The organism is Nocardioides sp. (assembly GCF_964228225.1).
GTDB lineage: Bacteria > Actinomycetota > Actinomycetes > Propionibacteriales > Nocardioidaceae > Nocardioides.
In genome coordinates, this window is sequence record NZ_CAXQZB010000038.1 from 22,411 (window position 1) to 45,542 (window position 23,132).

Annotated in this window: 26 protein-coding genes and 1 pseudogene; 6 read left to right on the plus strand and 21 right to left on the minus strand. The window is 72.9% G+C overall.

From position 1 onward, the window contains the following. Window positions 1-94 precede the first annotated feature (94 nt). The 8 genes from ACERUJ_RS08295 to miaA all read right to left on the minus strand — a co-directional run bounded on the left by ACERUJ_RS08295 (window position 95) and on the right by miaA (window position 7,366). The gene (locus ACERUJ_RS08295) at window positions 95-871 is read right to left on the minus strand and encodes an SDR family NAD(P)-dependent oxidoreductase (protein ID WP_370248039.1); all 777 of its coding nucleotides are present in this window, start codon (window positions 869-871) and stop codon (window positions 95-97) included. Between the two features lie 79 nt (window positions 872-950). Continuing rightward, window positions 951-1,787 (minus strand): diaminopimelate epimerase, encoded by an 837-nt coding sequence (gene dapF / locus ACERUJ_RS08300; RefSeq protein ID WP_370248040.1) that lies wholly within the window; start codon window positions 1,785-1,787, stop codon window positions 951-953. After that, on the minus strand, window positions 1,780-2,418 hold the full coding sequence (locus tag ACERUJ_RS08305; RefSeq protein ID WP_370248041.1) for a pyridoxamine 5'-phosphate oxidase family protein: 639 nt from the start codon (window positions 2,416-2,418) through the stop codon (window positions 1,780-1,782). The genes dapF and ACERUJ_RS08305 overlap by 8 nt, the downstream gene beginning before the upstream one ends. Continuing rightward, on the minus strand, window positions 2,415-3,236 hold the full coding sequence (locus ACERUJ_RS08310) for an SDR family NAD(P)-dependent oxidoreductase (protein WP_370248042.1): 822 nt from the start codon (window positions 3,234-3,236) through the stop codon (window positions 2,415-2,417). Before ACERUJ_RS08310 ends, ACERUJ_RS08305 begins: the two co-directional genes overlap by 4 nt. A gap of 28 nt (window positions 3,237-3,264) precedes the next feature. After that, window positions 3,265-4,758, minus strand: a complete 1,494-nt coding sequence (locus ACERUJ_RS08315) for a DHA2 family efflux MFS transporter permease subunit (RefSeq protein ID WP_370248043.1) — start codon at window positions 4,756-4,758, stop codon at window positions 3,265-3,267. Then, a complete protein-coding gene (locus ACERUJ_RS08320) occupies window positions 4,755-5,369 on the minus strand; it encodes a dihydrofolate reductase family protein (protein ID WP_370248044.1) in 615 nt (204 codons plus the stop codon). Before ACERUJ_RS08320 ends, ACERUJ_RS08315 begins: the two co-directional genes overlap by 4 nt. After that, window positions 5,366-6,334 carry a helix-turn-helix domain-containing protein gene (locus tag ACERUJ_RS08325; RefSeq protein WP_370248045.1) on the minus strand — a complete coding sequence of 323 codons (969 nt, stop codon included), beginning with the start codon at window positions 6,332-6,334 and terminating at the stop codon, window positions 5,366-5,368. The genes ACERUJ_RS08320 and ACERUJ_RS08325 overlap by 4 nt, the downstream gene beginning before the upstream one ends. Window positions 6,335-6,448: 114 nt before the next feature. Beyond that, on the minus strand, window positions 6,449-7,366 hold the full coding sequence (gene miaA / locus ACERUJ_RS08330; RefSeq protein ID WP_370248046.1) for a tRNA (adenosine(37)-N6)-dimethylallyltransferase MiaA: 918 nt from the start codon (window positions 7,364-7,366) through the stop codon (window positions 6,449-6,451). Window positions 7,367-7,412: 46 nt separating this feature from the next. On the opposite strand from miaA, the gene ACERUJ_RS08335 reads away from it, so the two are divergent. After that, on the plus strand, window positions 7,413-7,616 hold the full coding sequence (locus ACERUJ_RS08335) for an Rv0909 family putative TA system antitoxin (protein ID WP_370248047.1): 204 nt from the start codon (window positions 7,413-7,415) through the stop codon (window positions 7,614-7,616). After that, window positions 7,613-8,158, plus strand: coding sequence for an NUDIX domain-containing protein (locus ACERUJ_RS08340; RefSeq protein ID WP_370248048.1), 546 nt, complete (start codon window positions 7,613-7,615; stop codon window positions 8,156-8,158). The genes ACERUJ_RS08335 and ACERUJ_RS08340 overlap by 4 nt, the downstream gene beginning before the upstream one ends. 5 nt (window positions 8,159-8,163) lie before the next feature. Here the strand turns inward: ACERUJ_RS08340 and miaB are convergent, their stop codons facing one another. The 5 genes and pseudogenes from miaB to ACERUJ_RS08365 all read right to left on the minus strand — a co-directional run. Beyond that, window positions 8,164-9,639: a tRNA (N6-isopentenyl adenosine(37)-C2)-methylthiotransferase MiaB gene (gene miaB, locus ACERUJ_RS08345; protein ID WP_370248049.1), complete on the minus strand. Its 1,476-nt coding sequence runs from the start codon at window positions 9,637-9,639 to the stop codon at window positions 8,164-8,166. 168 nt (window positions 9,640-9,807) lie between these two features. Beyond that, window positions 9,808-10,362 carry a hypothetical protein gene (locus tag ACERUJ_RS08350; protein WP_370248050.1) on the minus strand — a complete coding sequence of 185 codons (555 nt, stop codon included), beginning with the start codon at window positions 10,360-10,362 and terminating at the stop codon, window positions 9,808-9,810. A gap of 190 nt (window positions 10,363-10,552) precedes the next feature. After that, window positions 10,553-10,909, minus strand: a complete 357-nt coding sequence (locus ACERUJ_RS08355) for a DUF6572 domain-containing protein (protein WP_370248051.1) — start codon at window positions 10,907-10,909, stop codon at window positions 10,553-10,555. Between the two features lie 696 nt (window positions 10,910-11,605). After that, window positions 11,606-12,340: a hypothetical protein gene (locus tag ACERUJ_RS08360; RefSeq protein ID WP_370248052.1), complete on the minus strand. Its 735-nt coding sequence runs from the start codon at window positions 12,338-12,340 to the stop codon at window positions 11,606-11,608. 19 nt (window positions 12,341-12,359) lie between these two features. Further along, window positions 12,360-12,626, minus strand: a pseudogene (locus ACERUJ_RS08365) (recombinase family protein); the annotation flags it as partial. Between the two features lie 62 nt (window positions 12,627-12,688). Here ACERUJ_RS08365 and ACERUJ_RS08370 point away from each other — a divergent pair. The 3 genes from ACERUJ_RS08370 (at window position 12,689) to ACERUJ_RS08380 (ending at window position 15,607) form a co-directional block, all read left to right on the plus strand. After that, entirely contained in the window at window positions 12,689-13,942 is a 1,254-nt protein-coding gene (locus tag ACERUJ_RS08370; protein WP_370248053.1) for an HNH endonuclease signature motif containing protein, read from the plus strand. 125 nt (window positions 13,943-14,067) lie between these two features. Then, window positions 14,068-15,030 (plus strand): 3,4-dioxygenase subunit beta, encoded by a 963-nt coding sequence (locus tag ACERUJ_RS08375; RefSeq protein WP_370248054.1) that lies wholly within the window; start codon window positions 14,068-14,070, stop codon window positions 15,028-15,030. 58 nt (window positions 15,031-15,088) lie between these two features. Beyond that, window positions 15,089-15,607, plus strand: coding sequence for a hypothetical protein (locus ACERUJ_RS08380; protein WP_370248055.1), 519 nt, complete (start codon window positions 15,089-15,091; stop codon window positions 15,605-15,607). Between the two features lie 9 nt (window positions 15,608-15,616). On the opposite strand, the gene ACERUJ_RS08385 is transcribed toward ACERUJ_RS08380, so the two are convergent. The 5 genes from ACERUJ_RS08385 to ACERUJ_RS08405 all read right to left on the minus strand — a co-directional run bounded on the left by ACERUJ_RS08385 (window position 15,617) and on the right by ACERUJ_RS08405 (window position 18,549). Next, window positions 15,617-16,240: a lipocalin family protein gene (locus ACERUJ_RS08385; RefSeq protein ID WP_370248056.1), complete on the minus strand. Its 624-nt coding sequence runs from the start codon at window positions 16,238-16,240 to the stop codon at window positions 15,617-15,619. Window positions 16,241-16,320: 80 nt separating this feature from the next. Beyond that, the gene (locus ACERUJ_RS08390; protein ID WP_370248057.1) at window positions 16,321-16,797 is read right to left on the minus strand and encodes a hotdog fold domain-containing protein; all 477 of its coding nucleotides are present in this window, start codon (window positions 16,795-16,797) and stop codon (window positions 16,321-16,323) included. 96 nt (window positions 16,798-16,893) lie between these two features. Continuing rightward, window positions 16,894-17,154 carry a metal-sensitive transcriptional regulator gene (locus ACERUJ_RS08395; protein WP_370248058.1) on the minus strand — a complete coding sequence of 87 codons (261 nt, stop codon included), beginning with the start codon at window positions 17,152-17,154 and terminating at the stop codon, window positions 16,894-16,896. A gap of 109 nt (window positions 17,155-17,263) precedes the next feature. Then, window positions 17,264-17,698: a glyoxalase gene (locus ACERUJ_RS08400; RefSeq protein ID WP_370248060.1), complete on the minus strand. Its 435-nt coding sequence runs from the start codon at window positions 17,696-17,698 to the stop codon at window positions 17,264-17,266. Beyond that, complete coding sequence (locus tag ACERUJ_RS08405) at window positions 17,695-18,549, minus strand: methyltransferase domain-containing protein (protein ID WP_370248061.1); 855 nt, start codon at window positions 18,547-18,549, stop codon at window positions 17,695-17,697. The genes ACERUJ_RS08400 and ACERUJ_RS08405 overlap by 4 nt, the downstream gene beginning before the upstream one ends. A 121-nt stretch (window positions 18,550-18,670) precedes the next feature. Here ACERUJ_RS08405 and ACERUJ_RS08410 point away from each other — a divergent pair, with 121 nt between their 5' ends. Continuing rightward, on the plus strand, window positions 18,671-19,141 hold the full coding sequence (locus tag ACERUJ_RS08410) for a MarR family winged helix-turn-helix transcriptional regulator (RefSeq protein ID WP_370248077.1): 471 nt from the start codon (window positions 18,671-18,673) through the stop codon (window positions 19,139-19,141). Between the two features lie 279 nt (window positions 19,142-19,420). Here ACERUJ_RS08410 and ACERUJ_RS08415 read toward each other — a convergent pair whose 3' ends face one another. From ACERUJ_RS08415 to rsmA, 3 genes are read right to left on the minus strand one after another with little or no spacing between them, the layout of a single operon-like run. After that, entirely contained in the window at window positions 19,421-21,214 is a 1,794-nt protein-coding gene (locus ACERUJ_RS08415) for an ABC-F family ATP-binding cassette domain-containing protein (protein ID WP_370248062.1), read from the minus strand. Next, the gene (locus ACERUJ_RS08420) at window positions 21,211-22,209 is read right to left on the minus strand and encodes a 4-(cytidine 5'-diphospho)-2-C-methyl-D-erythritol kinase (protein ID WP_370248063.1); all 999 of its coding nucleotides are present in this window, start codon (window positions 22,207-22,209) and stop codon (window positions 21,211-21,213) included. Before ACERUJ_RS08420 ends, ACERUJ_RS08415 begins: the two co-directional genes overlap by 4 nt. Further along, window positions 22,206-23,090 carry a 16S rRNA (adenine(1518)-N(6)/adenine(1519)-N(6))-dimethyltransferase RsmA gene (rsmA, locus tag ACERUJ_RS08425; protein ID WP_370248064.1) on the minus strand — a complete coding sequence of 295 codons (885 nt, stop codon included), beginning with the start codon at window positions 23,088-23,090 and terminating at the stop codon, window positions 22,206-22,208. Before rsmA ends, ACERUJ_RS08420 begins: the two co-directional genes overlap by 4 nt. Window positions 23,091-23,132: the final 42 nt, after the last annotated feature.

The following is a 23,132-nucleotide window of genomic DNA, read 5'->3' on the forward strand; positions in this document are numbered from 1 at the left end:
GCACCGACATCGGTTAACGGGTGCCGGATGCCCCCGGACGTGAGCGCGGCCCCGGCAGCGGGGCTGCCGGGGCCGCGATCGGGCGTCGTTCAGGTCACTTCGGGGGCATCCGGATGCCGCCGTCGACGCGGATCACCTCGGCGTTCATGTAGGAGTTGGTGAGGCACTCCACGACCATCGAGGCCAGCTCGTCGCCGGTGCCGAGGCGCTTGGGGAACAGCACGTTCTTGCCGAGGTTGGCCTTGAACGCCTCCGAGGCCTCGCCCTCGCCGTAGATCGGGGTGTCGATGAGGCCGGGGGCCACGGTGTTGAGGCGGATGCCGGAGGCCGACAGGTCGCGCGCGACGGGCAGGGTCATGCCCACGATGCCGCCCTTGGAGGCGGAGTAGGAGGCCTGGCCGATCTGGCCGTCGAAGGCGGCCACGCTGGCGAGGTTGACGATGGCGCCGCGGCAGCCGTCCTCGTCGGGCTCGTTGGTGCTCATCACGGTGGCGGCCTGGCGCACGACGTCGAAGGTGCCGATGAGGTTGATGTGGATGACCTTGGTGAAGGCCTCCAGGTTGGCGGCCGACTCCAGGGTGCCGTCGCGGCCGATGGTGCGCTGGGCCCAGCCGATGCCGGCGGAGTTCACGACCGCCTTGAGCGGCGCGATCTCGGCGGCGGCCTTGACGGCGGCCGCGATCTGCTCGGTGTTGGTGACGTCGACGAGCGCGAAGACGCCCTTGATCTCCTCCGCCAGGGCCTCGCCCTTCTCGGCGTTGAGGTCGGCGATGACGACGGTGCAGCCCTTGGCCGCGAGCTGGCGGGCGGCGGCGGCGCCGATGCCCGAGGCCCCGCCGGTGACGATGGCAGACGATCCACTCAGTTCCATGACGCCGATCCTAGGACGCAGGCCCCGACTGTGACAGTGCCGGTGTCACGATGCGGGCCGACGGTGGGCGCGGCGGCCCTCAGAGGCCGGTGGTGCCCCCGGCGACCACGACGGCGGGGCCGGTCATCAGCACGTGGCCGGCGGCGGTGCGCCGGATGGTGAGGGTGCCGCCGAGCAGGTCGATGCGGTAGTCGACCTCGGGCGGGGTGCCGTCGGCCTCGGCGACCGCGACCATCACCGCGCACGCGCCGGTGCCGCAGGCCTCGGTCTCCCCGGAGCCGCGCTCGTGCACCCGCATGGCGACGTGGTGCTCGCCGCGTCGCACCACGAACTCCACGTTCACCCCGGCGGGGAAGAACGCGGGGTCGTGCCAGGGCGCCTCACGCAGCGTGCCGGCCTCGGCGAGGTCGTCGACGAACGCGACGGCGTGGGGGTTGCCGACGTCGACGCCGAGGGCGTCGTAGCGCCGCTCCCCCACGCCCACCTCGGTGGGGCCCAGCAGGCGCGGGACGCCCATGTCGACGGTGATCTCGCCGTCGGCCGCGCCGCCGGAGAACGTGAGCACCTTGACGCCGTCGCGGGTGTCGACCTCGACGGCGGTGGCGGGGTCGACGAGCCCGGCCTGGGCGAGGTAGCGGCCGAAGACCCGGATGCCGTTGCCGCACATCTCGGCCAGGGAGCCGTCGGCGTTGCGGTAGTCCATGAACCAGCGCCCGCCCTCGGCCTCGGGCCGGCGCACGACGCGCAGCACGCCGTCGCCGCCGATGCCGGCGCGACGGTCGCACAGGGCGCGGACCCGCTCCAGGGGCAGGTCGCCGTGCACCGAGCCGTCGGGGTCGGGCAGGATCACGAAGTCGTTGCGGATGCCGTGGCCCTTGAGGAAGGGGTAGCCCACGGCGCCGGGCTGCTCACCCATACAGGCCCCTGCGGTAGTTCTCGGGCGCGTAGTAGGCGTCGAGCTCCTCCAGGGTCTGGCCGTCCTTGGCCTCGGCGCGGTGGGCCAGCACCGCACGGCGCGGCACCAGGGCCTCGGGGTCCCACGTCTGCGGCTCCCACAGCGAGGAGCGCATGAACGCCTTCGCACAGTGGGAGAACACGGTCTCGATCTCCACCACCAGCGCCAGGATCGGGCGGTGCCCCTGGACGACCATCGCGTCGAAGAACGGGGCGTCGCGCACGAGCCGGGCCCGGCCGTTGATGCGCAGGGTGTCGTTGCGGCCCGGGATCACGAACAGCAGCCCGACGTGGGGGTTGGCGAGCACGTTGCGGTAGCCGTCGACGCGGCGGTTGCCGGGGCGCTCGGCCAGCGCGATGGTGCGGTCGTCGATCACGTGCACCAGGTGGCCGGCCGGGTCGCCCTTGGGGGAGGCGTCGCAGCGCCCGTGCTCGTCGGCGGTGGCGATCACGCAGAACGGCGAGGAGGCCAGCCAGTCGCGGTCGACGTCGAGCAGCGCGTCGCGCTCCTTGTTCGCCGCCATCGCGGTGGGCACGCCGACCAGGTCGGTGAGCTCCTCGACGGAGTCGACGAAGGTGTAGCCGTGGGTCATCGGGCCTCCCGACGCAGTCCGGGGTGGCCCTTGGCCAGCACCGGCAACAGCAGGGTGCGGGGCGCGACCTGGCTCAGCGCGGCCGCCACCTTGTTGGCCGCACCGGGGATGACGACGAGCCGGCCCTTGGCCAGCCCGTCGACGGCGGCGCGGGCGACGTCGGGCGCGGAGACCCACATCGGCGGCGGGAGCGCCTTCTTGGCCTCCTCGTCGCTGAAGCCGGCGCGCTCGCCGAACCCGGTCTCGACCGGGCCGGGGCACAGCGTGGTGGCCGTGACGCCGGTGCCCTTGAGCTCCGCGGCCAGGCTCTGGGTGTAGCTGAGCACGAAGACCTTGCTGGCGCCGTAGCCGGCCTGCCCGGGCAGGGGCTGGAAGGCGGCGGTGGAGGCGACGTTGAGCACCGCCCCGCGCCCCCGCTGCACCATCGGTCCCACGAACCGGCTGCACAGGTCGACGACGGCGACGACGTCGAGCTCGACCATCGCCATCTCGTCGGTCGGGTCGCTGGCCGCGACGGCACCGAGGGTGGACCAGCCGGCGTTGTTGACCAGCACGTCCACCTCCAGGCCGCGCTCGGCGACCTGCTCGGGCAGGGCGGCCCGGGCGGCCCGGTCGCCGAGGTCGGCCACGATCACCTCGGCCCGCACGCCCTCCCCCGCCAGCTCGGCGGCCAGCGCGGCGAGCTTGGCCTCGGTGCGCGCCACCAGCGTGACGCCGTGGCCGCGCCGCGCCAGCTGACGGGCGATCTCGGCCCCGATGCCGGAGGAGGCGCCGGTGACGAGGGCGGTGCGGTCGGGCGCGGGCGCGGGAAGGGCCATGCGGATCAGCCTAGGACGCGGATGTGGCTCAGTGGGCCGCGGCGGGGGCCTCGGACGCGGCCGCGCCCTCACCGTCGGCCCGCGAGGGCAGCACGAGCGCCACGGCCAGCATGATCAGCCCCGCCACCGCGCCGATCCCGAAGCCCCAGCGCATGCCGCCGACGGCGGCGTCGAGTCCGGCGACGCCGTCGGCGACCAGGGACTCGGCCCGGGCGCTGCTGACCGCGATCACCAGCGCCGCCCCGGCCGCACCGGCGACCTGCTGCAGCGCCCCGAGCAGCGAGCTGCCGTGGGAGTACAGCTGCGGGGGAAGCGACCCCAGCGCGATCGTGAACACGGGGGTGAACACCGCCGCGAGCCCGATCATCAGCGCCAGGTGCATGCCGATGAGCACGGCCATCGGGGTGTCGAGACCGACGCGGGTGAAGCCGAGCAGCGCAGCCAGGATGACCACCGCGCCGGGGATCACGAGCGGCCGGGCGCCGACGCGGTCGTAGACCTTGCCGACCTGCGGACCCATCAGGCCCATCGCGAGGCCGCCGGGCATGACGAGCAGGCCGGACTGCAGCTCGGAGAGGTCGCGCACGTTCTGCAGGTACAGCGGGAGCAGGAGCAGCGAGCCGAGCAGCGCCATGAACGCCACCGCCATCAGCACCAGGCCGAGGGCGTAGGTGCGGTGGGTGAGGGTGCGCAGGTCGAGCAGCGGTCCGCGGCCGGCAGCCTCGGTGCGCTGCAGGGCGCGCTGGCGCAGCACGAAGGCCACCAGCACCGCGGTGCCGAACGCGATCGCGCCGTAGGTGACGCCGGCCGGCACGGCGTCGCCGCCCAGCTGAGACAGGCCGTAGACGAAGGGGCCGAACCCGAGCGCCGACATGGCGACGCTGAGCCAGTCGATCGAGCCGGCGGTCGTCTGACCGACGTTCGTGAGGCGGCGCAGGCCCGCGACGGTGGCGAGCACGGCCAGCGGCAGCACGAGACCGAACATCCAGCGCCACGAGGCGACGTGCAGCACCACCCCGGACACGGCGGGGCCGAGGGCGGGGGCCACCGACATCGCGAGGGTGACGTTGCCCATGACGCGTCCGCGGTCCTGCTCGCGCACCAGGGTCATCAGGGTGGTCATGAGCAGCGGCATCATCACCGCGGTGCCCATGGCCTGCACGATGCGGGCGGCGAGCAGGATCTCGAAGGTGGGCGCCAGGGCGGCGAGCAGGGTGCCGGCGCAGAAGGTGCTCATCGCGGTGGTGAACGCCTGCCGGGTGGTGACGCGCTGCAGGAACCAGCCGGTGACCGGGATGACGACGGCCATCGTGAGCAGGAAGCCGCTGGTGAGCCACTGCGCGGTGGTCTCGGCGATGCCGAACTCGATCGTCAGGCGCGGCAGGGCGTTGGCCATCACCGTCTCGTTGAGGATCACGATGAAGGTGGCCAGCACCAGCCAGCGCAGCAGCCCGTAGTCGGGGGCCGGCTCGGCGGCGGTGGAGCCGAGGATCGGCTCGGGCGCGGAGGAGGTCGTCGTCATGGTGCTGCCGACTCTCCCAGCGTCGAGGACTCATCGGCCAGCCGATTTCGCTCCAGATCACCCGAACGAACCCCGCGGTAGGCGTAGCGGGTGGTGAGGAACACACCGTGCGGCGCGGCCTCGAGCAGCTGAAGGTCGCACGGCGCCGGGAACACCGGCCGGCCCGACCCCAGCGTGACCGGCGCGATCGTGAGCAGCAGCTCGTCGAGCATGCCCGCCGCCGCGAGGTCGGCGGCGAGCGCGCCGCCGCCCACCACCCAGACGTCGCGGCCCCCGGCCGCCTCCTCGAGGGCGGCGCGGTGGGTGGCGACCTCGCCGGAGACCAGCCGCACCTGCGGGGCGGCGAGCGGGAGGTCGCGGTGGGTGAACACGAAGCACGGCAGCGTGTAGGGCCACGGCTCGCCGGTGCGGGCGGAGTGGTCGAGCAGCCAGGTGTAGGTGCTGGCGCCCATCACGAGGGCCCCGGTGCCGGCCAGGAAGGTGTCGTAGTCGTGCGGCCCGCCGGGCTCGTGGGGCTGCTCGAGCAGCCACGCGAGGTTGTGGGCGCTGTCGCCGTCGGCGGCGATGAAGCCGTCCAGGCTGACGGCGGTGTAGTAGCGGTAGGTCGTCATCGGTCCTCCGGGACTCGGGTCCGGGCCGGGGTCTGGTCCGGGTGGGGGCGCTGCGCCGCCAGGCGCGCGCGATGGGTGAGGATCGGGTCGCCGTCGCCGGGTTCGCGGCCGAGCTCGCGCAGCATGGCGCGGGCCACGAGGCGTCGTCCGGCGCCGACGACGAGGTCGTGGGCCACGACCGTGGCGAGCACGAAGCTCTCGGGCGGGTCGCACAGCGCGTCGACCACGACGTCGTCCCAGGCCCGACGTGCCCCGAGGTCGCGCACCATCGCCTCCCAGCGGCGGGCGACGTCGTCGAAGCGCTGCAGCAGCGTCGGCCCGGACGACGCGGCGGTGCCGGGATCCGGCGGCGGGTCGCCCCCGACCGCGGCCAGCCAGACCTCCTTGCTGGTCACGAGGCCGTCGAGCACCTGCGCGAGGCTGGCCTCCTCCCCGCTCCACTCGAGCACGGTGAGGCCGTGGCGCCGCGGTGCCGAGAGCTGCTCGTGGGTGAGGTCGGCGGCGACGGCGAGCACGGCGGCGGTGTCGTCGAGGTCGTGCTGGAGCAGTGCCTCGGTGACGGCGTCGAGGGTGGCCTCGCCGGCGTGGATCCACAGCGAGCCGGGCGGGTGGAAGTGCAGCCCGTTGGGCGCGGGCAGTCGGAGGTCGCCCTCCACCGGGACGCTCGGGGGCCGGCCGTAGGCACGGGCGAAGGCCCGCGCGAAGCCGTCGGGGGTGTCGTAACCGGCCGCGAGCGCGACGTCGGTGACCCGGGCGCCGCCGCGCAGCTGCCAGGCGGCCCGTTCGAGCAGCACCCGCCGTCGCAGCGCCACCGGCGACTCGCCCGCGCCCCGGGTGACCTGGCGGGCGAAGTGGAACGGCGAGAGGTGGGCGCCGGCGGCCATCTGCTGGAGGGAGCCGTGCTCGTCGTCGAGCGCGGCGTCGAGCAGCTCGCGCAGGCGGTCGCGGGGCACGTCGGTGGGCACGGACCCATCATGGGCGCTGCCACCGACACCGTGCCCGACCGTTCTTGCTCACCTGGCCCGACCGTTCTTGCTCTCCTGGCCCGACCGTTTGTGCTCACCTGGCCGGTGCGGCCCTCAGCGCGGCACGGCGGCCAGGGCGTGCTCGAGCAACTCGGGGTCGTCGTGGTCGAGCCACACGATGCGGGGGTCCTTGCGCCACCAGGCGTCCTGGCGGCGGGCGAACTGGCGGGTGGCGATGACGATGCGTTCCTGCGCCTGCGCCAGCGTCAGCTCGCCGGCCAGGTGGGCGGCGATCTCGCGGTACCCGATGGCCCGGGAGGCGGTGCGGCCCTCCAGCAGCCCGCGGCCCAGGAGGTGCTCGACCTCGGCGACCAGCCCGTCGTCGATCATCTGCTGCACCCGCGCCTCGATGCGCGCGTCGAGGGTGGGCCGGTCGATGCGCAGGCCGATCTGCACGGTGCGCGGGTCGGCGTACTCCAGGACGGGCAGGGAGGCGGTGAACGAGGCGCCGGTGAGCTCACCGACCTCCAGCGCCCGCACGATCCGGCGGCCGTTCTCCGGCAGGATCGCGGCCGCGGCCGCGGGGTCGCGCTCGGTCAGCACCGCGTGCAGGGCGTGAGGTCCGACGGCGGCGAGCTCGGCCTCCCAGCGGGCGCGCACGGCGTCGTCGGTGCCGGGGAAGGCGAAGCGGTCGAGGATTGCCCGCACGTAGAGCGCCGAACCGCCCACGAGCACGGGCGGCACGCCGCGGGCCCGCAGCGCGGCGACGACGTCGCGCGCCCAGGCCTGGAACTGCGCCACGGTGGCGGGGTCGCGCACCTCGAGGGTGTCGAGCAGGTGGTGCGGGATGCCGCGACGCTGCGCGGGCGGGAGCTTGGCGGTGCCGATGTCCATGCCGCGGTAGACCTGCATCGCGTCGGTGTTGACGATCTCCCCGCCCAGGCGCGCGGCGAGGTCGAGGGAGAGGCCGGTCTTGCCCGACGCCGTGGGCCCGATGATCGCCACGATCGGCACGTCGGGGGTGGTCGGCATGTCGGTAGTGTGGCAAGCAGGTACCGGCTACGACCCAGGAGGACCCATGGGGTTCGCGGACAAGCTGAAGAAGTCGCTCACCAAGGCGGTCGACCAGCACGGCGACAAGATCGCCAAGGGCATCGACGCCGCGGGCAAGGCGGCCGATGCGAAGACCAAGGGCAAGCACTCCGGTCAGATCTCGAAGGCCACCCGGGCCGCGAAGGACGGCCTGGACAAGCTCGACGGCCGCAACGACGACATCCGGTGACCGCCGACGTCACCGGGTCGCCCGAGATCTCCGACGGCACCCCCGTGGCCGGGTACACCCCCGGCTACGCCGCCGAGCACGGCCGCTTCACCGTCATCCCGGCCTCCTACGTGTTCCTGCTGCGCGAGGGCGAGCACGGCACCGAGGTGCTGTTGCAGCTGCGCCGCAACACCGGGTACATGGACGACCACTGGGCGGCCGCGGCCGCGGGTCACGTCGAGCGCGGCGAGACCGCCCTGGAGGCCGCGCGCCGCGAGGCCGCGGAGGAGATCGACGTGCACGACGCCGACCTCACCTTCGTGACCGCCATGCAGCGCACCCGCCACGACCTCGCGATCGACGAGCGCATCGACTTCTTCTTCACCGCCCGCTCCTGGACCGGGGAGCCGCGGGTGGTCGAGGACGCCAAGTGCGCCGGGATCCGGTGGGTCCCCCTCACCGGCCTGGACTCCCTCCCCCAGCCCGTGGTGCCCCACGAGCGCGCCGTGCTGCTCGGGATCCACGACGGCACGCTGCCGGCGTACTCGACCTTCGGCTTCTGAGCGGCTCAGCCGCAGGCGGGCGCGTCGGGCAGCGGTGCGGGCACGCCCACCGCCGGCATGCCGAGCCCGACGGCGGCGGGTCCGGCCGGGGCGGCGGTGCGGCGCTCCCAGGCGTCGCCGGAGCGGGTGGGGCGGACGCCCAGCACGGTGTCGGCGACGAGGTGGTGCGGGGCGGCGTGGGTGATCTCGACGGTCACCCTGTCACCGGGACGCACCGGAGAGGCCGGGGCGGCGAAGTGCACGAGCCGGTTGTCGGGGCCGCGTCCGGACAGACGGCGGGTGGCGGCGTCCTTGCGCCCCTCCCCCTCGGCCACGAGCAGCTCGACGGTGCGGCCGAGCAGCCGCTTGTTCTCCTCCCAGGCGATGTCGTTCACCAGCGTCACCAGCCGGTCGTAGCGGTCCTTGAGCAGGTCGGCCGGCACCTGGTCGGGCATGGTGGCGGCCGGGGTGCCGGGGCGCTTGGAGTACTGGAAGGTGAAGGCGCCGGCGAACCGCGCCTGGCGCACGACGTCGAGGGTGTCGAGGTGGTCCTCCTCGGTCTCCCCGGGGAAGCCGACGATGATGTCGGTGGTGATCGCGGCCTCGGGCATCGCGGCCCGCACGCGCTCGATGATGCCGAGGTACTTCTCGCGGCGGTAGGAGCGGCGCATCGCCTTGAGCAGGCGGTCCGATCCGGACTGCAGGGGCATGTGCAGCTGCGGCATCACGTTGGGGGTGGTGGCCATCGCCTCGATGACGTCGTCGGTGAACTCGGCCGGGTGGGGGCTGGTGAACCGCACCCGCTCCAGGCCGTCGATGTCGCCGCAGGCGCGCAGCAGCTGCGAGAACGCCTGCCGCTCGCCGAACTCCACGCCGTAGCTGTTCACGTTCTGCCCCAGCAGCGTGACCTCGCTGACGCCCTGCTCCACCAGCGCGCGGATCTCGGCCAGGATGTCGCCGGGACGGCGGTCCTTCTCCTTGCCCCGCAGCGCGGGCACGATGCAGAAGGTGCAGGTGTTGTTGCAGCCCACCGAGATCGACACCCACGCCGCGTAGGCCGACTCGCGCTTGGTGGGCAGGGTGCTCGGGAAGACCTCGAGGGACTCCAGGATCTCGACCTGCGACTCCTGCTGCACCCGCGCCCGGTCCAGCAGCGCCGGCAGCGAGCCGATGTTGTGGGTGCCGAACACGACGTCGACCCACGGCGCGCGGGTCGTGATCGTGTCCCGGTCCTTCTGCGCCAGGCACCCGCCCACCGCGATCTGCATGCCCGGGTGGCCGGCCTTGATCGGCGCCAGGTGCCCCAGGTTGCCGTAGAGACGGTTGTCGGCGTTCTCACGCACCGCGCAGGTGTTGAACACGACGACGTCGGCCTGCGCGCCCTCGCCCGCCGCCACGTAGCCGGCGTCCTCCAGCAGCCCGCTGAGGCGCTCGGAGTCGTGGACGTTCATCTGGCACCCGTAGGTGCGGACCTCGTACGTGCGGGGCGTGCTCTCACTCATGACCGGTTCAGGGTACGGCGAGCCCGCACCGACTGCGGAACCGTGGGCTGACGGCAGCGGCCGATGTGGCCGCGGATTCGAAGGCTGGGAGACGCCACGGACAATTCGGGAGGCCCTCTTGAATTGACCCACATAACCTGCTGGGAGGAAATTTACTAAACCCTCGTTTTATGTATCCGAATGAGCCAGAGCCGTCAGCCGATGCCCAGAGCCATCGGGGGGCGTGCCCGCATCGAGTCCGTTCTCGTCTAGAGCGTTGAAGACGTGCACGCCGGGGCCAGTCGTCTCGAACCAGAGACCACCGACAAGCCAAACGCGAGATGCCGGACCCGGCTGGTCCACGCGCTCCGTCTGGAACAGGTGCTCCGTCATCGCCACTGCACGAACGGACGAGCCGATGTTGGACACTAAGGCCGGGTGTGCTGCACGGCGCCACTCCAGCGGCCACTCGACCCATGCTCGCGGCCGAACCGTCGTGTCGATGGTGTCCCACGTGACGGAGAGGTCATCGAACTTCTGCCAACACACCTCAAGCTGTCCCCGGCCAGCGAACGACAGCACGACCGGCAGGTCGGTGAACCACTCGTCGTGCTCCAAGTTCCAGGCGACCCATGCGTCGGTGATGGTCGTGCCGACAAGGTCCCGAAGCGCCGTGGACTGCTTGAGGACCTGCTCGGACGCCGGTAGCCAATCAGGCTGCCATCCCGACACATCGACACTCATGCGCCCATCGTCTCAGCGCAGCGATGTGCGCACTATCGAGATTCGGTCCAGTCGCCGCAGAGGCCACATCAAGCACCTGGCCGCAGTTTTCACATTCGCCGTGCCCGAAAAGTCCGCACCGAGTTGGCGATAAGAGGCGCCGTCTGGCGACCACCCGAGCGACCGTGTGACGGCCCATCAACGTTCAGGGTCAGCCGGAGACGGTGCGCACACGCAGTTGTCCCCCGTGCGCAGGCAGCCTCTCCATGAGGGCGTCAAGGACGAAGCGGGTGCGCTCATCTGGCTCCCCAGCCGCCTCAGTCGATGCCACGACGATGGCCCATGGCTTGCCACCGGCATCCGGGAACTGCTGGCCCATCTGGCCATCGAGCGCGAACGACACGTAGGTCTGCACCTTCTGCTGGAAGGTCGCCAGTTCGCTCTCCGCGCCCGTCCACGGCGCATCTCGCACGATGACCAACTCGACAACGCCGTCAGCCGACTCGGCGACAAGGTCGACCTTGCTCGGGTCGAAGTCCTGTCCGGTCTCGCGCCGTCGGAATCGCATGGTCCGAACCTTACGGGCGATGAGCCCGCGACTGTCGGCAGCCATCGATAGGCTGCCCGCGTCCTATCAGCGAATCTCCACGTTCGCCGCTCGGAAGTCGTGACCCGAAGGGACGCCCGCAGGGCGACCGTTCATCTGGCACCCGTAGGTGCGGACCTCGTACGTGCGGGGCGTGCTCTCACTCATGACCGGTTCAGGGTACGGCGAGCCCGCACCGACCGCGGACCCGTGGCCTACCAGACCCTCGTAGAGCCGGACGAAGTCGCCAGGTGCGACGGCGCGGCGAATGCAGTCGCCATCGAGCCGCCGGAGAATCGATGGCACGAGGTAGACCGCGAGGGTGCTGAGACGTTCCCTGCCGAGTTGCTGCATTCAATTGACCGCTGTGCCGTACCCACATCGCCCCACAGGAATGTGACTGCTTCTGAGAATTCCCGCTACGCATCCGCACGCGCGCTACCCGATTCCAGATAGTGCGCACGCGGCTACTTGGCGAGTCTGCGCAGGCGTCGCAGCGTCTTGGCGTCGGCGTGGACGACGCCAACTCGCTGACCCCGACCGGCCTAACGCCTAGCGAGTGGTTGCCCCTCGTGCCTTGTCCGTACGCGCTTTGCCCAAAGTCGTGCGAAGAATCCTGCCGCCTGCTTGATACATACACGCGTGGGTCACCGGCCCCGATGGATAGTGCGCACGTGCTCAGCGGCGGTTGAGCGGTCCCTTCGACCCAGTGTCGACCTCGCGTTGATAGGTCGCGAGGTCAATCGCGAAGGGCTCCCACTCGTCGGCAGGCTCCAGAGGCTCTGTGGTCATGAACCCGTACTCGTCCTCACGGTGGTAGCGGTCATACGCCAGCGTGGTGCCGTCTTCGTAGCGCTCTACTTGCTGCTCGACCACGCCGTCGAGCACCCAGAAGTAGTAGACGCACCTCCCCCAGCCGTCGTGCTGGTCGCCACGTGCCTCATCCCATGGTCTGCGGTAGAAGCGGCTATCCCTGCGCTGCATCTCTGTCAGGGAGCGTTCGGCCTCGGCAGACCAGTCGGGGTAAGGCACTGCCTCGCCAACGTCGGAGGTGCAGACCATCACGTTCCCGTCAGGGGTGCCCGGCAGCCACTTGCCCGGAAAGAGTAGGAGCGTCGCCGCGTCGCGCGCGTCGAGGTCACGGAAGTTCGGGTCACTGGCAACAGTCGTGCGTGACCACCAGGTCGCCTCACCCAACGCCTCGGCATGGTCTGCATCGACCGTGAGCGTGAGCCAACCCTTGGCGAGCCAGCTCCCCAGTACCGCAGCACATTCTGCGGGGTCCCACGGTCCGTGGTGCACAGTTCCGCTGGACAGCAGGTCACGGCTTCCCATGGGGAACTCGAATAAGCGGCTACCCTCCAGCACGAACAGATGCGTCTCTTGCACGAAGTCGTCATCCTCGGGGCTCACCGGCACAGTCTGACGGCTCCTACGCGTTGCTGGGCTCATGGGCGCTCAGGGCCGTGCAGAGCGTCTGACGAGACACACCAAGGTCACGCGCTACTACGGCCTTGGCAACGCCGGTGGCGTTGCGCTGCTGTGCCCCTGCCACCTGCTCAGGAGTGAGCTCCTCAGCCCTCCCCTTGTAGACGCCGCGCGACTTGGCTACCGCGATGCCCTCTGCCTGTCGCTCACGGATGAGCGAGCGCTCAAACTCTGCAAAGGCGCCCATGACGGTGAGCAAGGGTCGCGCCATTCGTCCACAGGCCCGCGTCATACGGTCGCGGACTGTCGGTGGTCCCGTGTTGAGTGATGCACATGGAGATGGCCACCTCGGACGACATCGTGGGAGCGGTGCGCGCGGGTCGCGCAGCGCTCGCGACGGCGTGTTCGGGTGAGATGTGGACGCTCGGCACGGCCGAGACGGCGACGGCGCTGCGGGAGGTGTCGGCGGCGCGCTCGGCACTGGCTGCCCTCGAGGCCGACCTCCTGCACCACGCCGAGACGGTCGGGGTGCACCACGAGTCCGGCGCGCACAGCGCGGCCGACTGGTTCGCGATCACGACCCGCACCACGCGCCGCACCGCCCGGGCGGCCGCGACGACGGCCGCCGAGCTCGCGACGGTGCCCGCGGTCCGGAGGGCACTGGTCGCGGCGGAGATCGTGCCGGAGCAGGCCGCGGCCATCGCCCACGCCGTGGCCCCGCTCGACGCCGGCATCCGCGAGGAGGCGGTGGCGTTCCTGCTGGAGCAGGCGCGCAGCCACGACGCCACGGCACTGCGGGTGCTCGGGAGCCGGATCGAGGCGGTGGCCGATCCCGAGGCGGCCGACGCGGCCGAGTCGGCGGCGCTCGAGCGCGAGGAGCAGCGGGCGGCGGTGCGCACCCGGTTGTCCATGGCCGACCTCGGCGACGGCACCGTGCAGGGCTCGTTCCGGATCCCGACCCTGCACGCCGCCATGCTGCGCAAGGCGCTCCTGGCGCTCGCCGCCCCGAAGCACCGGCGCGCGGTCGACGGCGCCGGGTCCTACGACCACACCGTGCCGACGCCGGCGAAGTGGGGGCGGGCCTTCACCGAGCTGCTGGAGCGCCTCGACGGCGCCGACCTCGCCCGACGCGGCGGCACCGGCGCCACGGTCGTCGTCACGATGACGCTGGAGAGCCTGCGCGCACAGCTGGAGCAGGCGGGCCTGCTCGACACCGGCGACCGCATCAGCGCCGGCGAGGCGCGCCGGCTCGCTGCCCGGGCCGGCCTGATCCCCGCCGTGCTCGGCGGCGGGAGCCAGGTGCTCGACTGGGGTCGCAAGCGCCGCTTCCACACAGAGACCCAGCGCCTCGCGATCGCCACCATGCACCGCACCTGCGTCACCGCCGACTGCGACGCCGACGCCTCGCAGTGCGAGATCGACCACGACCCGGCCTGGGAGGACGGCGGAGGCACCGACCTCACCGGGGTGCCCCGGTGCCCCCGACACCACCGGCTCCACCACCTCGAGCAGCAACGCCGGCGGCACAGCCGCGGACCCCGGCAGGCCCCATCACCAGCACCACCCGATCCCCCACCACGCTGCTGAGGGCCGGGCAACTCACCCACGGACGTCGATCCAGGGCCGACGCCGACCCTGCTCACAGGCCGCTCACAAGATCGACGGCCAGAGTGGGTGTCGTCCCGCTCGGCAGACGACACCAGGAGCCCCCGATGCCCCGCATCCCCGAACCCGACCAGACCCCGCAGGGCCCGCGCTACCAGGGCCGCGTCCTCGCACGCCCCGAGGAGGAGGTCGTCGACCAGGGGGTCGGGTTCGACCTCGGCACGCTCGTGAGCCGGCGCCGGATCCTCGGCCTGCTCGGCATCGGCGCGGGCGGCCTCGCGCTGGCCGCCTGCTCCTCCGGGTCCAGCAGCACCGCGAACGGCACCACGAGCAGCACCGCGGGCAGCGCGTCCACGACGTCGTCCGGGGAGATCCCGCAGGAGACCAACGGCCCCTACCCCGCCGACGGCACCAACGGCCTCAACGTGCTGGAGCAGTCCGGCATCGTGCGGCGCGACATCACCCCCAGCCTCGACGGCAGCGTGACCGCCGACGGGGTGCCGATGAGCTTCAGCTTCACCGTCACCGACCTCGCCGACGGCGCCCCGATGGCCGGAGCGGCGGTCTACCTGTGGCAGTGCGACGCGATCGGGCAGTACTCGATGTACTCCACCGGTCTGGAGGACGTCACCTACCTGCGCGGCGTGCAGGTGGCCGACGACGACGGCGTGGTCACCTTCGACACCCTCGTGCCCGGCTGCTACCTGGGCCGGTGGGCGCACCTGCACTTCGAGGTCTACCCCGACCTGGACTCGGTCACGACGGCCGAGAACGCCATCGCCACCTCCCAGGTCGCCTTCCCCCAGGACATGCTCGACCGCGTCTACGCCCTCGACACCTACACCGGCTCGGCCGAGAACCTCGCCCAGATCACCCTCGCCACCGACAACGTGTTCAGCGACGGCACCGACCTGCAGATGGGCACCTTCACCGGCGACCCGACGTCGGGCTACACCGGCTCGCTCGCCGTGGCGATCGACCTCACCACGACGCCCTCGATGGGCGGGGGCATGGGTGGGGGCCCGGGCGACGGGGGTGCCCCTCCCGCCGGCGGACCGCCCTCGCGCTGAGCCGGTCGGGCCCGGCGGGCCCTCGACGGGCCCGGCGCCGACCACTACGGTCGCGGGCATGACTCGGGAACCCCGCCGCCGCCTCGCCGCCGCCGTCGCCGCCCTCACCGCGCTCACCCTCCTCACGGCACCTGCCGCCCAGGCCGAGTCGCGCACGCTGCGCGACCCGGCCGGCGACGCCTATGGGAACCGGCTCGACATCACCCGCGTCCGAGTGGACAACGAGGACCGCGGCGTGCGCGTGACCATCTCCTTCACCCAGGTCGGCAAGGGCAACGCGTTCTTCTCGCTGCAGGACCGCAGGACACGCGAGGAGCGCATCTACTTCGCCACGTTCCGCGGCGACGACGGTCCCGAGAAGGTCGGCTACCTGCTTCCCGAGGAGCGCGGCCGCTTCACGTGTCGCGGCCTCACGGCCCGCTGGTCGCCGCGACGTGACGACGTCACGGTGACCATCGCGCGGTCCTGCCTTCCGACGCCGGGGACGGGTGCGGTCCGAGTCATCGTCGGAACGGAGCCGCCCGGCGGCGCCGACAGCGACCGGACGCGTCGGACCTCCTGGATCGAGCGCGACTGACCGGTCCGCTCAGGCTGTGCAGACCCGGGCACGGTCCTGGCGACCACTGTCCACCGGCGTCACCCGGAACCGGCAGGAGTCGTAGCCGCGGTCCTCGATCACCGCACGCAGCCTCGCCCAGCTGACGGGCAGCGTCGGGGTGCGGGAGAGCACGAAGCCGGAGTCGCGGCCGGGGTCGCCCACGACCGCCCAGGAGTAGTCGGGGGCGAGGTAGGTGATGACGTAGTTGGGCTGGCTGGTGTCGCCGAAGGCCGGGATGCCGTTGAAGGAGACCCGCAGCTGGGCGTTGGTGGCGGCGTCGCGCACGTCGGCGGTGCCGGTGACGCGGCTGGTGCGGCCCAGCCAGGTGCGGCAGGTGTTGGTGACGCCGATGGTGTCGGCGTCCACCGCGGTGTAGACCGCGCGCGAGTTTCGCGCGCACTGGATCTGGAACAGCTGCGGGATCGCGGCCACCTGCTCCCACTGCCCGAGGTAGCGGCTGAGGTCGACCGAGGCCACCGGGGCCAGCGGCTGAGAGGCCGGGTTCGAGGGGACGGCCGGAGAGGAGGGGGCGGCGGCCTCGACGGCCCCGGCCGTGCCCAGGACGGCGAACAGCGCGGTGGCCGCGGCGAGGGCAGTGCGGATGCGGGACATGGAGGTTCCTCTCGGGCGTGACGTGGTCACGGGAGAGGTGCCCGCCGGGCGGGGCCGCTACCCACCCATAAGGGGAGGGCCTACTTCTTGGGGGTCACCCAGAGCTTGATGACGCCCTCGATCACGACGGTGCCGTCCTCGCGCACGCCCTTGACCCGCACCGGCACGTCGGGATCACTCCCGGTCCACTGCGCGGGGTCGGTCTCGGCGATGCAGCGGATGTCACTGGTGGCCTTGGCGGTGTAGGCGATGTCCATGCCCTTGGGGATCCAGCGCTTGTCCGCGGGGATCGTGGCCTCCGCGAGCGCGCCCATGGCCGCTTCGAGGCCGTTGCACAGCGCGATGGCGTGCACGGTCTTGAGGTGGTTGTGCACGCCACGGCGCTTGGGGATCACCAGCTCGGCGTAGTTGGGACGCAGCTCGGTGAAGCGGGGGCGGATGGTGGCGAAGTACGGCGCCTTCTGGGCGAACGCCACCGAGAACACCCGCTTGCCGACGCTCTGGCCGACCACGGGCAGACCACTGACGTTCTTCCACAAGGACAGCACCTGGCTCATGCGCGCCAGACTACTGATCAGTAACTTGCCGCGCCACGGGTTGCCCTGTGGCGCCGATCACCCGTCGGGCGCCCCGCCGACGGCTCAGCAAGGGGCTCAGGACAGGGAGAGGAACAGCTTCTCGAGCGCCTCGAGCTGGCCCTCGGTGACGTCGCCGTCCACGCCCACCGCGTTGCGCCACTCCGAGGCGACCATCGCGAAGCCGGCCCGGTCGAGCGCGCTCGAGACGGCCTTGAGCTGGTTGAGGATCGATCCGAGGTCGCGGTCCTCCTCGATCATGCGCAGGACGCCGGCGAGCTGGCCCTGGGCGCGCTTGACCCGATTGACCACGGCCGTGCGGTCGTGAGTCGTCCCCATGTGTTCCCCCTGATGCATGGGCCGCCCCGAGAGGTACCACCGGGCCCGAGGGGTCGGTGGGGGGCGACCGTCCTGCTCAACGCCCCAGGGGGCACCGGGTTACGGCCTGTCATGCCGGGCACAAGATTTCGACACGATTGCCGTGCGGGTCCCAGGCGTGCAACCGCCGGTACCCGGGGAACGTGGCCCACTCGTCGTCGCTCACACGGCAGCCCAGCCGCTCACCCAGCCGCGCGCCGAGCGCCTCGATCCGCTCCCCCACCGCCCGCAGGGCCGCCTCGTCGGGCAGCAGGAACGCCGGGTGGGCGCGGGCGGCGGGCACGAACGGCTCCTCCACCCCGACGTGCAGCTCGGCGACGACGACGCCGTCACGCACCGACCGGAACCAGACCCCGCCCCGTCCGGCCAGCGCCGGCGGCTTGGGGACCTCGGTGAGGCCGAGCGCCCCGCCGTAGAACAGGCGGGCGGCGTCCTCGCCGCCGCGCGGGCAGCAGACCTGGACGTGGTGCAGCGCCACGGCGCCGGGCTCCGCCGCGGCGCTCACGCGCGCCGCCCCACGGCGAAGATCCGCCGGAACGGCAGCACGACGACTGCGTCGGGCCCGCTCGCCGGGTAGGCCGCGCGCAGTCGCGCCCGGTACTCGGCCTCGAACTCCTCGCGCAGGCCCGGCGGCAGCGCCGCGAGGGTGGGCCGGGCCCCGGTGCTGCTCACCCAGTCGAAGACGGCGTCGGCGCCGTGCAGCCGGTGCAGGTAGGTGGTCTCCCAGACGTCGACCTCGCCCAGGCCGGCCGCGACCAGCGCCTCGAGGTAGACCGCCGGCTCGTGGCTCGCGGGCACCGCGACCCCGGCCAGGTGGGACGCGTAGGCAGGGTCGGCGGCCAGCTCGGCGCGCAGCACGTGGCTGGGCTCGCCGAAGTTCCCCGGCACCTGGAACCCCAGCCAGCCCCCGGGCACGACGGCGTCGACCAGCGCCGGCAGCAGGGCCAGGTGGTCGGGCAGCCACTGCAGCGTGGCGTTGGAGACGACGACGCCGGCGCGGGGCCGCTCCCCCGCCGCGACCGCGGCGAGGTGGGCGCGCAGGTCGGCGCACTCGAAGCGCAGCCGGTCGGCGTCGTCCAGGGTGGCGCAGGCGGTGATCATCGCCTCGCTGTCGTCGACGCCGAGCACCTCGGCCCCGGGCCAGCGCCGCGCGAGCAGCACCGTGAGCGTGCCGGGACCGCACCCGAGGTCCACCACCCGCGTGGGCCCGGCACCGTCGAGGACAGGACCCTCGAGCACGGGATCCTGTCGGGCGGGGTCGATGCGGCCCAGCAGGTCGAGGAAGGGCCGGGCCCGTTCGTCGGCGTAGGCGAGGTAGTGCCCGGGGTCCCAGGCGGCGGTCGGTCGTGCGGTCATCGGATCCTCCCGAGATATCTTGACGTCAAGACACTTTGATCCTCGCCCGCATGTATCTCGATGTCAAGATTCTCGACCGAACCGGTACGATGGCGGCGTGCGGGACGACGTCGACGACCTCATGGAGGCCTGGGCCCGGGAGCGCCCGGACCTCGACCTCGGCCCGGTCGCGGTGTTCTCGCGGGTCTCGCGCCTGGCCCGCCACCTCGACCTCGCCCGCCGCGAGGCGTTCAGCGCCCGCGGCATCGAGTCGTGGGAGTTCGACGTGCTCGCGGCGCTGCGCCGCGCCGGGGCGCCCTACGAGCTCTCCCCCGGCCGACTGCTGCGCGAGACGCTGGTCACCAGCGGCACCATGACCAACCGCGTCGACCGGCTCGCCGCCCGCGGCCTGGTGGAGCGCTCCCCCGACCCCGGCGACCGCCGCGGCGTCATCGTGCGCCTGACCCGCGAGGGCAAGGCCACCGTCGACGCCGCCTTCGAGGCGCTCCTCGCCGCCGAGCAGGCCCTGCTCGCCGACCTGCCCGCCTCCGAGCGCACCGCCCTCGCCGGGCTGCTGCGCCACCTGCTGGCACCGTTCTCCGAGGCGGACTGAGCCGGACTGAGGCACTCCCCCGGCGAGGACCTGGCGTCAGGTCACCGGTCGGGTGCGGGCGTCTCGTGACGCTCGCTGGCGCTCGCTCCTCGACGACCGTCGTTCCCCACGCCCCACACCCACCGTCGCTCGCTCCTCGACGACCGACGGTCCCCACGCCCCTCACCCACCGTCGTTCCCCACGTTGGTCAGCACAGCGACCGGGCCACCTACGGTCGTCGAGGAGGCGCCCCGGCGCCGTCACGAGACGCGGCGAGGCGAGGAGCGGCCCTGCGGGACTCATTCGAGGAGCTCGGCGGCCTCCAGCCACTCGGCCTCGAGGTCGTCCTTCTCGGCCAGGACGGCGTCGAGCTCGGCGCCCAGCGCTGCCAGGCGCTCGTAGTCGGTGGCGGCCGCGGCGAGGGCGTCGTTGAGCTCGGCCTCGCGGGCGGCCACCCGCTCCAGGGCCTTGTCGAGGCGGGCGATGGTCTTGCGGGCGGCCCGCTCCTCCGCCGACCCGCTGCGCGCCTTCGGGGCCGCGGCGGCGGTCGACGGCACCGGGGTCGACTGGCTCGCGGCCCGGGCGGCGTCGGCGAGCAGGGCCGCACGACGTTCGAGGTACTCCTCCACCCCGCGCGGCAGCATGCGGATCTGCCCGTCGCCGAGCAGCGCCCACACCGAGTCGGTGACGCGCTCGAGGAAGTAGCGGTCGTGCGAGACGACGACCAGCGTGCCGGGCCAGCCGTCGAGGAAGTCCTCCAGCACGGTGAGGGTCTCGATGTCGAGGTCGTTGGTGGGCTCGTCGAGCAGCAGCACGTTGGGCTCGTCGAGCAGCAGCCGCAGCAGCTGGAAACGACGCCGCTCGCCGCCGGACAGGTCACCGAGCCGGGCGGTGAGCCGGTCGCCGGTGAACCCGAAGCGCTCCAGCAGCGAGGACGCCGAGATCTCGCCGTCGGCGGTGCGGGTGATCCGCCGGATGCCCTCGACCGTGTCGAGCACCCGCGCACCGGGGTCGAGGTCGTCGAGGTCCTGGGTGAGGTGGGCCAGGCTCACGGTGCGGCCGTGCTTCACCTTGCCGGTGGTCGGGGCGTAGGCGCCCGAGAGCAGCCGCAGCACCGAGGTCTTGCCGGCCCCGTTGACGCCGACGATGCCCACCCGGTCGCCCGGGCCCAACCGCCAGGTGGCGCGGGAGAGCAGCGTGCGCTCCCCGCGCACGAGGTCGACGTCCTCGAGGTCCACGACGTCCTTGCCGAGCCGGGCGGTGGCGAAGCGCTGCAGCTCCAGCCGGTCGCGCGGGGGCGGGACGTCGGCGATGAGCTCGTTGGCGGCCTCGATGCGGAACTTGGGCTTGGAGGTGCGGGCAGGCGCGCCGCGGCGCAGCCACGCCAGCTCCTTGCGCATCAGGTTCTGCCGGCGCACCTCGCTGGCCGCGGCCTGCCGCTGCCGCTCGGCCTTGGCCAGCACGAAGGCCGCGTAGCCGCCCTCGTAGACGTCGACGACGCCGTCGTGCACCTCCCAGGTCCACTCGCAGACGGCGTCGAGGAACCACCGGTCGTGGGTGACGACGACCAGCGCGCTCTCGCGGCGTCGCAGGTGCTCGGCCAGCCAGGCCACCGCCTCGACGTCGAGGTGGTTGGTGGGCTCGTCGAGGATCAGCAGCTGGTGCTCGCCCAGCAGCAGCGCCGCCAGGGCGCAGCGACGCCGCTCGCCTCCGGACAGACCGTGCACGGCCCGGTCGAGGTCGATGCCGGCCAGCAGCTCGGTGACGATCTCGCGCAGCCGGGCCTCGGCCGCCCACTCGTGGTCGGAGCGACCACCGAGCACCGACTCGCGCACGGTGTGGCTCTCCACGAGCTCGTCGCCCTGGTGGAGGTAGCCGACGAGCAGCCCCCGCTGGCGCGAGACCCGACCGGTGTCGGGCTCCTCCAGGCCGCTCATCACCTCCAGCAGCGTGGTCTTGCCGTCGCCGTTGCGGCCCACGATGCCGATCCGGTCGCCCGCGCCCACGCCGAGGGAGACCTCGCTGAGCAGCGGCCGGACGCCGTAGGACTTCGAGACCCGCTCCAGGTTGAGCAGGTTGGGTCGTTCGCTCACGCGATCCCTTCCACGAGGTGGGCGCCCGCCACGGGCCCGTGGGCCACCAGCGCCACGGCGACGCCGTCCTCGCGCAGGGCGGCGGCCAGCTCGCGGGCGTCGGTGGCCGAGGCGGCCAGGAACAGCACGGTGGGCCCGGATCCCGACACCAGCCCGCGCAGCGCGCCGAGCGACTCGCCGCGGTCGATCAGGTCACCCAGCTCGGGGCGCAGGTCCAGGGCGGGGTCCTGCAGGTCGTTGTGGAGTGCGGCGGCCAGCGCCTGGGGGTCGCCGGCGGCCCGCGCGGTGAGCACCGCGGTGGCCGGTGCCGGCTGCTCACCCGTCTCACCCTCGCCCGCCTCCCGCTCGCCCACGCGCAGGTCGTCGAAGCGCCGGTAGACCGCGGGGGTGGAGAGCCCGACGTCGCTGGGCACCACGACCCACCACCAGGAGCCCGCGTCGGGCACCGGCTCGACCAGCTCGCCCCGCCCCGTGCCGAGTGCGGTGCCGCCCAGCAGGCTGAAGGGGATGTCGCTGCCCAGCCGGGCGGCGATCGCGAGCAGGTCGTCGTCGCTGGTCTGCAGGTCGTGGAGACGGTCGATGGCGACCAGCGCGGCGGCGGCGTCGGCCGACCCACCCGCCAGTCCGCCCGCCACCGGGATCGCCTTGGTGATGGTGAGGCGCGCCGGCAGGGACCGGCCGTGGTGCTCCTCGAGCGCCCGCACCGCACGCACGGCGAGGTTCTGCTCGAGCTCCGGCCCCTCGACCGGCACCCCGGCGACGTCGACCCAGGCCGACCCCGTCACCGTCAGGGCGAGTGCCTCGCCCGGCTGCTCGGCCGGATCCGCGCGCACGTCGTCGTAGAGGCTCAGCGCCTGGTAGACGGTGCACAGCGGGTGGAAGCCGTCGGGGCGCACCGCACCGACACCGAGGTGGAGGTTGATCTTGGCCGCGGCCCGCACCGTGACGGCGCGCGCGGACGGTCCACCGGCGGCACCACCCGCGGACCGGCTCACAGCCGCCCCGCCTCGGCGAACCACGGGGCCAGGCCCTCGGCGAGGCGCGCGAAGTCGACGACGGTGAGGGCCTCGCCGCGCACCTGCGGGTCGAGTCCGGCGTGGGCCAGGGCGGCGTCGAGCGCCGTGGTGTCGGGCACGAGGGTGCGCAGGGCGCCGCGCAGCACCTTGCGACGCTGCGCGAAGGCGGCGTCGACCACCGCGAAGACCTGCTCGCGGGTGGCGGTCGTGGGCGGCGGCGGCCGGTGGGTCCAGGCCACCAGGCCGGAGTCGACGTTGGGGGCGGGCCAGAAGACGTTGCGCCCGATGGCGCCCGCGCGGCGCACGTCGGCGTACCAGGCGGCCTTCACCGACGGGACGCCGTAGATCTTGCTGCCCGGGGTGGCCGCCAGCCGGTCGGCGACCTCGGCCTGCACCATCACCAGGCCCCGCTGCAGGCTCGGCAGCAGCGCGAGCAGGTGCAGCAGCACCGGCACCGAGACGTTGTAGGGCAGGTTGGCCACCAGCGCCGTGGGCGCGGGACCGGGGAGGTCGGTGACCCGCAGCGCGTCGGCGTGCACCAGCCGGAAGCCCTCGGCCCGGGCGGGGGCGAACTCCGCGATGGTGCGGGGCAGCAGCCCGGCCAGCAGCTCGTCGATCTCGACCGCCACGACGTGGGGCGTCACCTCCAGCAGGGCGAGGGTCAGCGACCCGAGACCGGGTCCGACCTCGAGCACGACGTCGTCGGGGCCGATGCCGGATTCCCGCACGATGCGGCGCACCGTGTTGGCGTCGATCACGAAGTTCTGGCCCCGCTGCTTGGTGGGCCGCAGGTCGAGCTCGGCGGCCAGCCGACGCACGTCCGCCGCCCCGAGCAGGCGCGGGGCGGCGGAGTGCGACATGGCGTCGAGGCTAGCGGTCGGGCCGGGACCTCAGCGGGCCGG

Bases quoted from the DNA above. Each gene is read 5' to 3' on its own strand.
- ACERUJ_RS08295 (WP_370248039.1), bottom strand. From the start codon at position 871: ATGGAACTGAGTGGATCGTCTGCCATCGTCACCGGCGGGGCCTCGGGC.
- dapF (WP_370248040.1), bottom strand. From the start codon at position 1,787: ATGGGTGAGCAGCCCGGCGCCGTGGGCTACCCCTTCCTCAAGGGCCAC.
- ACERUJ_RS08305 (WP_370248041.1), bottom strand. From the start codon at position 2,418: ATGACCCACGGCTACACCTTCGTCGACTCCGTCGAGGAGCTCACCGAC.
- ACERUJ_RS08310 (WP_370248042.1), bottom strand. From the start codon at position 3,236: ATGGCCCTTCCCGCGCCCGCGCCCGACCGCACCGCCCTCGTCACCGGC.
- ACERUJ_RS08315 (WP_370248043.1), bottom strand. From the start codon at position 4,758: ATGACGACGACCTCCTCCGCGCCCGAGCCGATCCTCGGCTCCACCGCC.
- ACERUJ_RS08320 (WP_370248044.1), bottom strand. From the start codon at position 5,369: ATGACGACCTACCGCTACTACACCGCCGTCAGCCTGGACGGCTTCATC.
- miaA (WP_370248046.1), bottom strand. From the start codon at position 7,366: ATGCCGACCACCCCCGACGTGCCGATCGTGGCGATCATCGGGCCCACG.
- ACERUJ_RS08335 (WP_370248047.1), top strand. From the start codon at position 7,413: ATGGGGTTCGCGGACAAGCTGAAGAAGTCGCTCACCAAGGCGGTCGAC.
- miaB (WP_370248049.1), bottom strand. From the start codon at position 9,639: ATGAGTGAGAGCACGCCCCGCACGTACGAGGTCCGCACCTACGGGTGC.
- ACERUJ_RS08350 (WP_370248050.1), bottom strand. From the start codon at position 10,362: ATGAGTGTCGATGTGTCGGGATGGCAGCCTGATTGGCTACCGGCGTCC.
- ACERUJ_RS08355 (WP_370248051.1), bottom strand. From the start codon at position 10,909: ATGCGATTCCGACGGCGCGAGACCGGACAGGACTTCGACCCGAGCAAG.
- ACERUJ_RS08370 (WP_370248053.1), top strand. From the start codon at position 12,689: ATGGAGATGGCCACCTCGGACGACATCGTGGGAGCGGTGCGCGCGGGT.
- ACERUJ_RS08375 (WP_370248054.1), top strand. From the start codon at position 14,068: ATGCCCCGCATCCCCGAACCCGACCAGACCCCGCAGGGCCCGCGCTAC.
- ACERUJ_RS08380 (WP_370248055.1), top strand. From the start codon at position 15,089: ATGACTCGGGAACCCCGCCGCCGCCTCGCCGCCGCCGTCGCCGCCCTC.
- ACERUJ_RS08385 (WP_370248056.1), bottom strand. From the start codon at position 16,240: ATGTCCCGCATCCGCACTGCCCTCGCCGCGGCCACCGCGCTGTTCGCC.
- ACERUJ_RS08390 (WP_370248057.1), bottom strand. From the start codon at position 16,797: ATGAGCCAGGTGCTGTCCTTGTGGAAGAACGTCAGTGGTCTGCCCGTG.
- ACERUJ_RS08395 (WP_370248058.1), bottom strand. From the start codon at position 17,154: ATGGGGACGACTCACGACCGCACGGCCGTGGTCAATCGGGTCAAGCGC.
- ACERUJ_RS08405 (WP_370248061.1), bottom strand. From the start codon at position 18,549: ATGACCGCACGACCGACCGCCGCCTGGGACCCCGGGCACTACCTCGCC.
- ACERUJ_RS08410 (WP_370248077.1), top strand. From the start codon at position 18,671: ATGGAGGCCTGGGCCCGGGAGCGCCCGGACCTCGACCTCGGCCCGGTC.
- rsmA (WP_370248064.1), bottom strand. From the start codon at position 23,090: ATGTCGCACTCCGCCGCCCCGCGCCTGCTCGGGGCGGCGGACGTGCGT.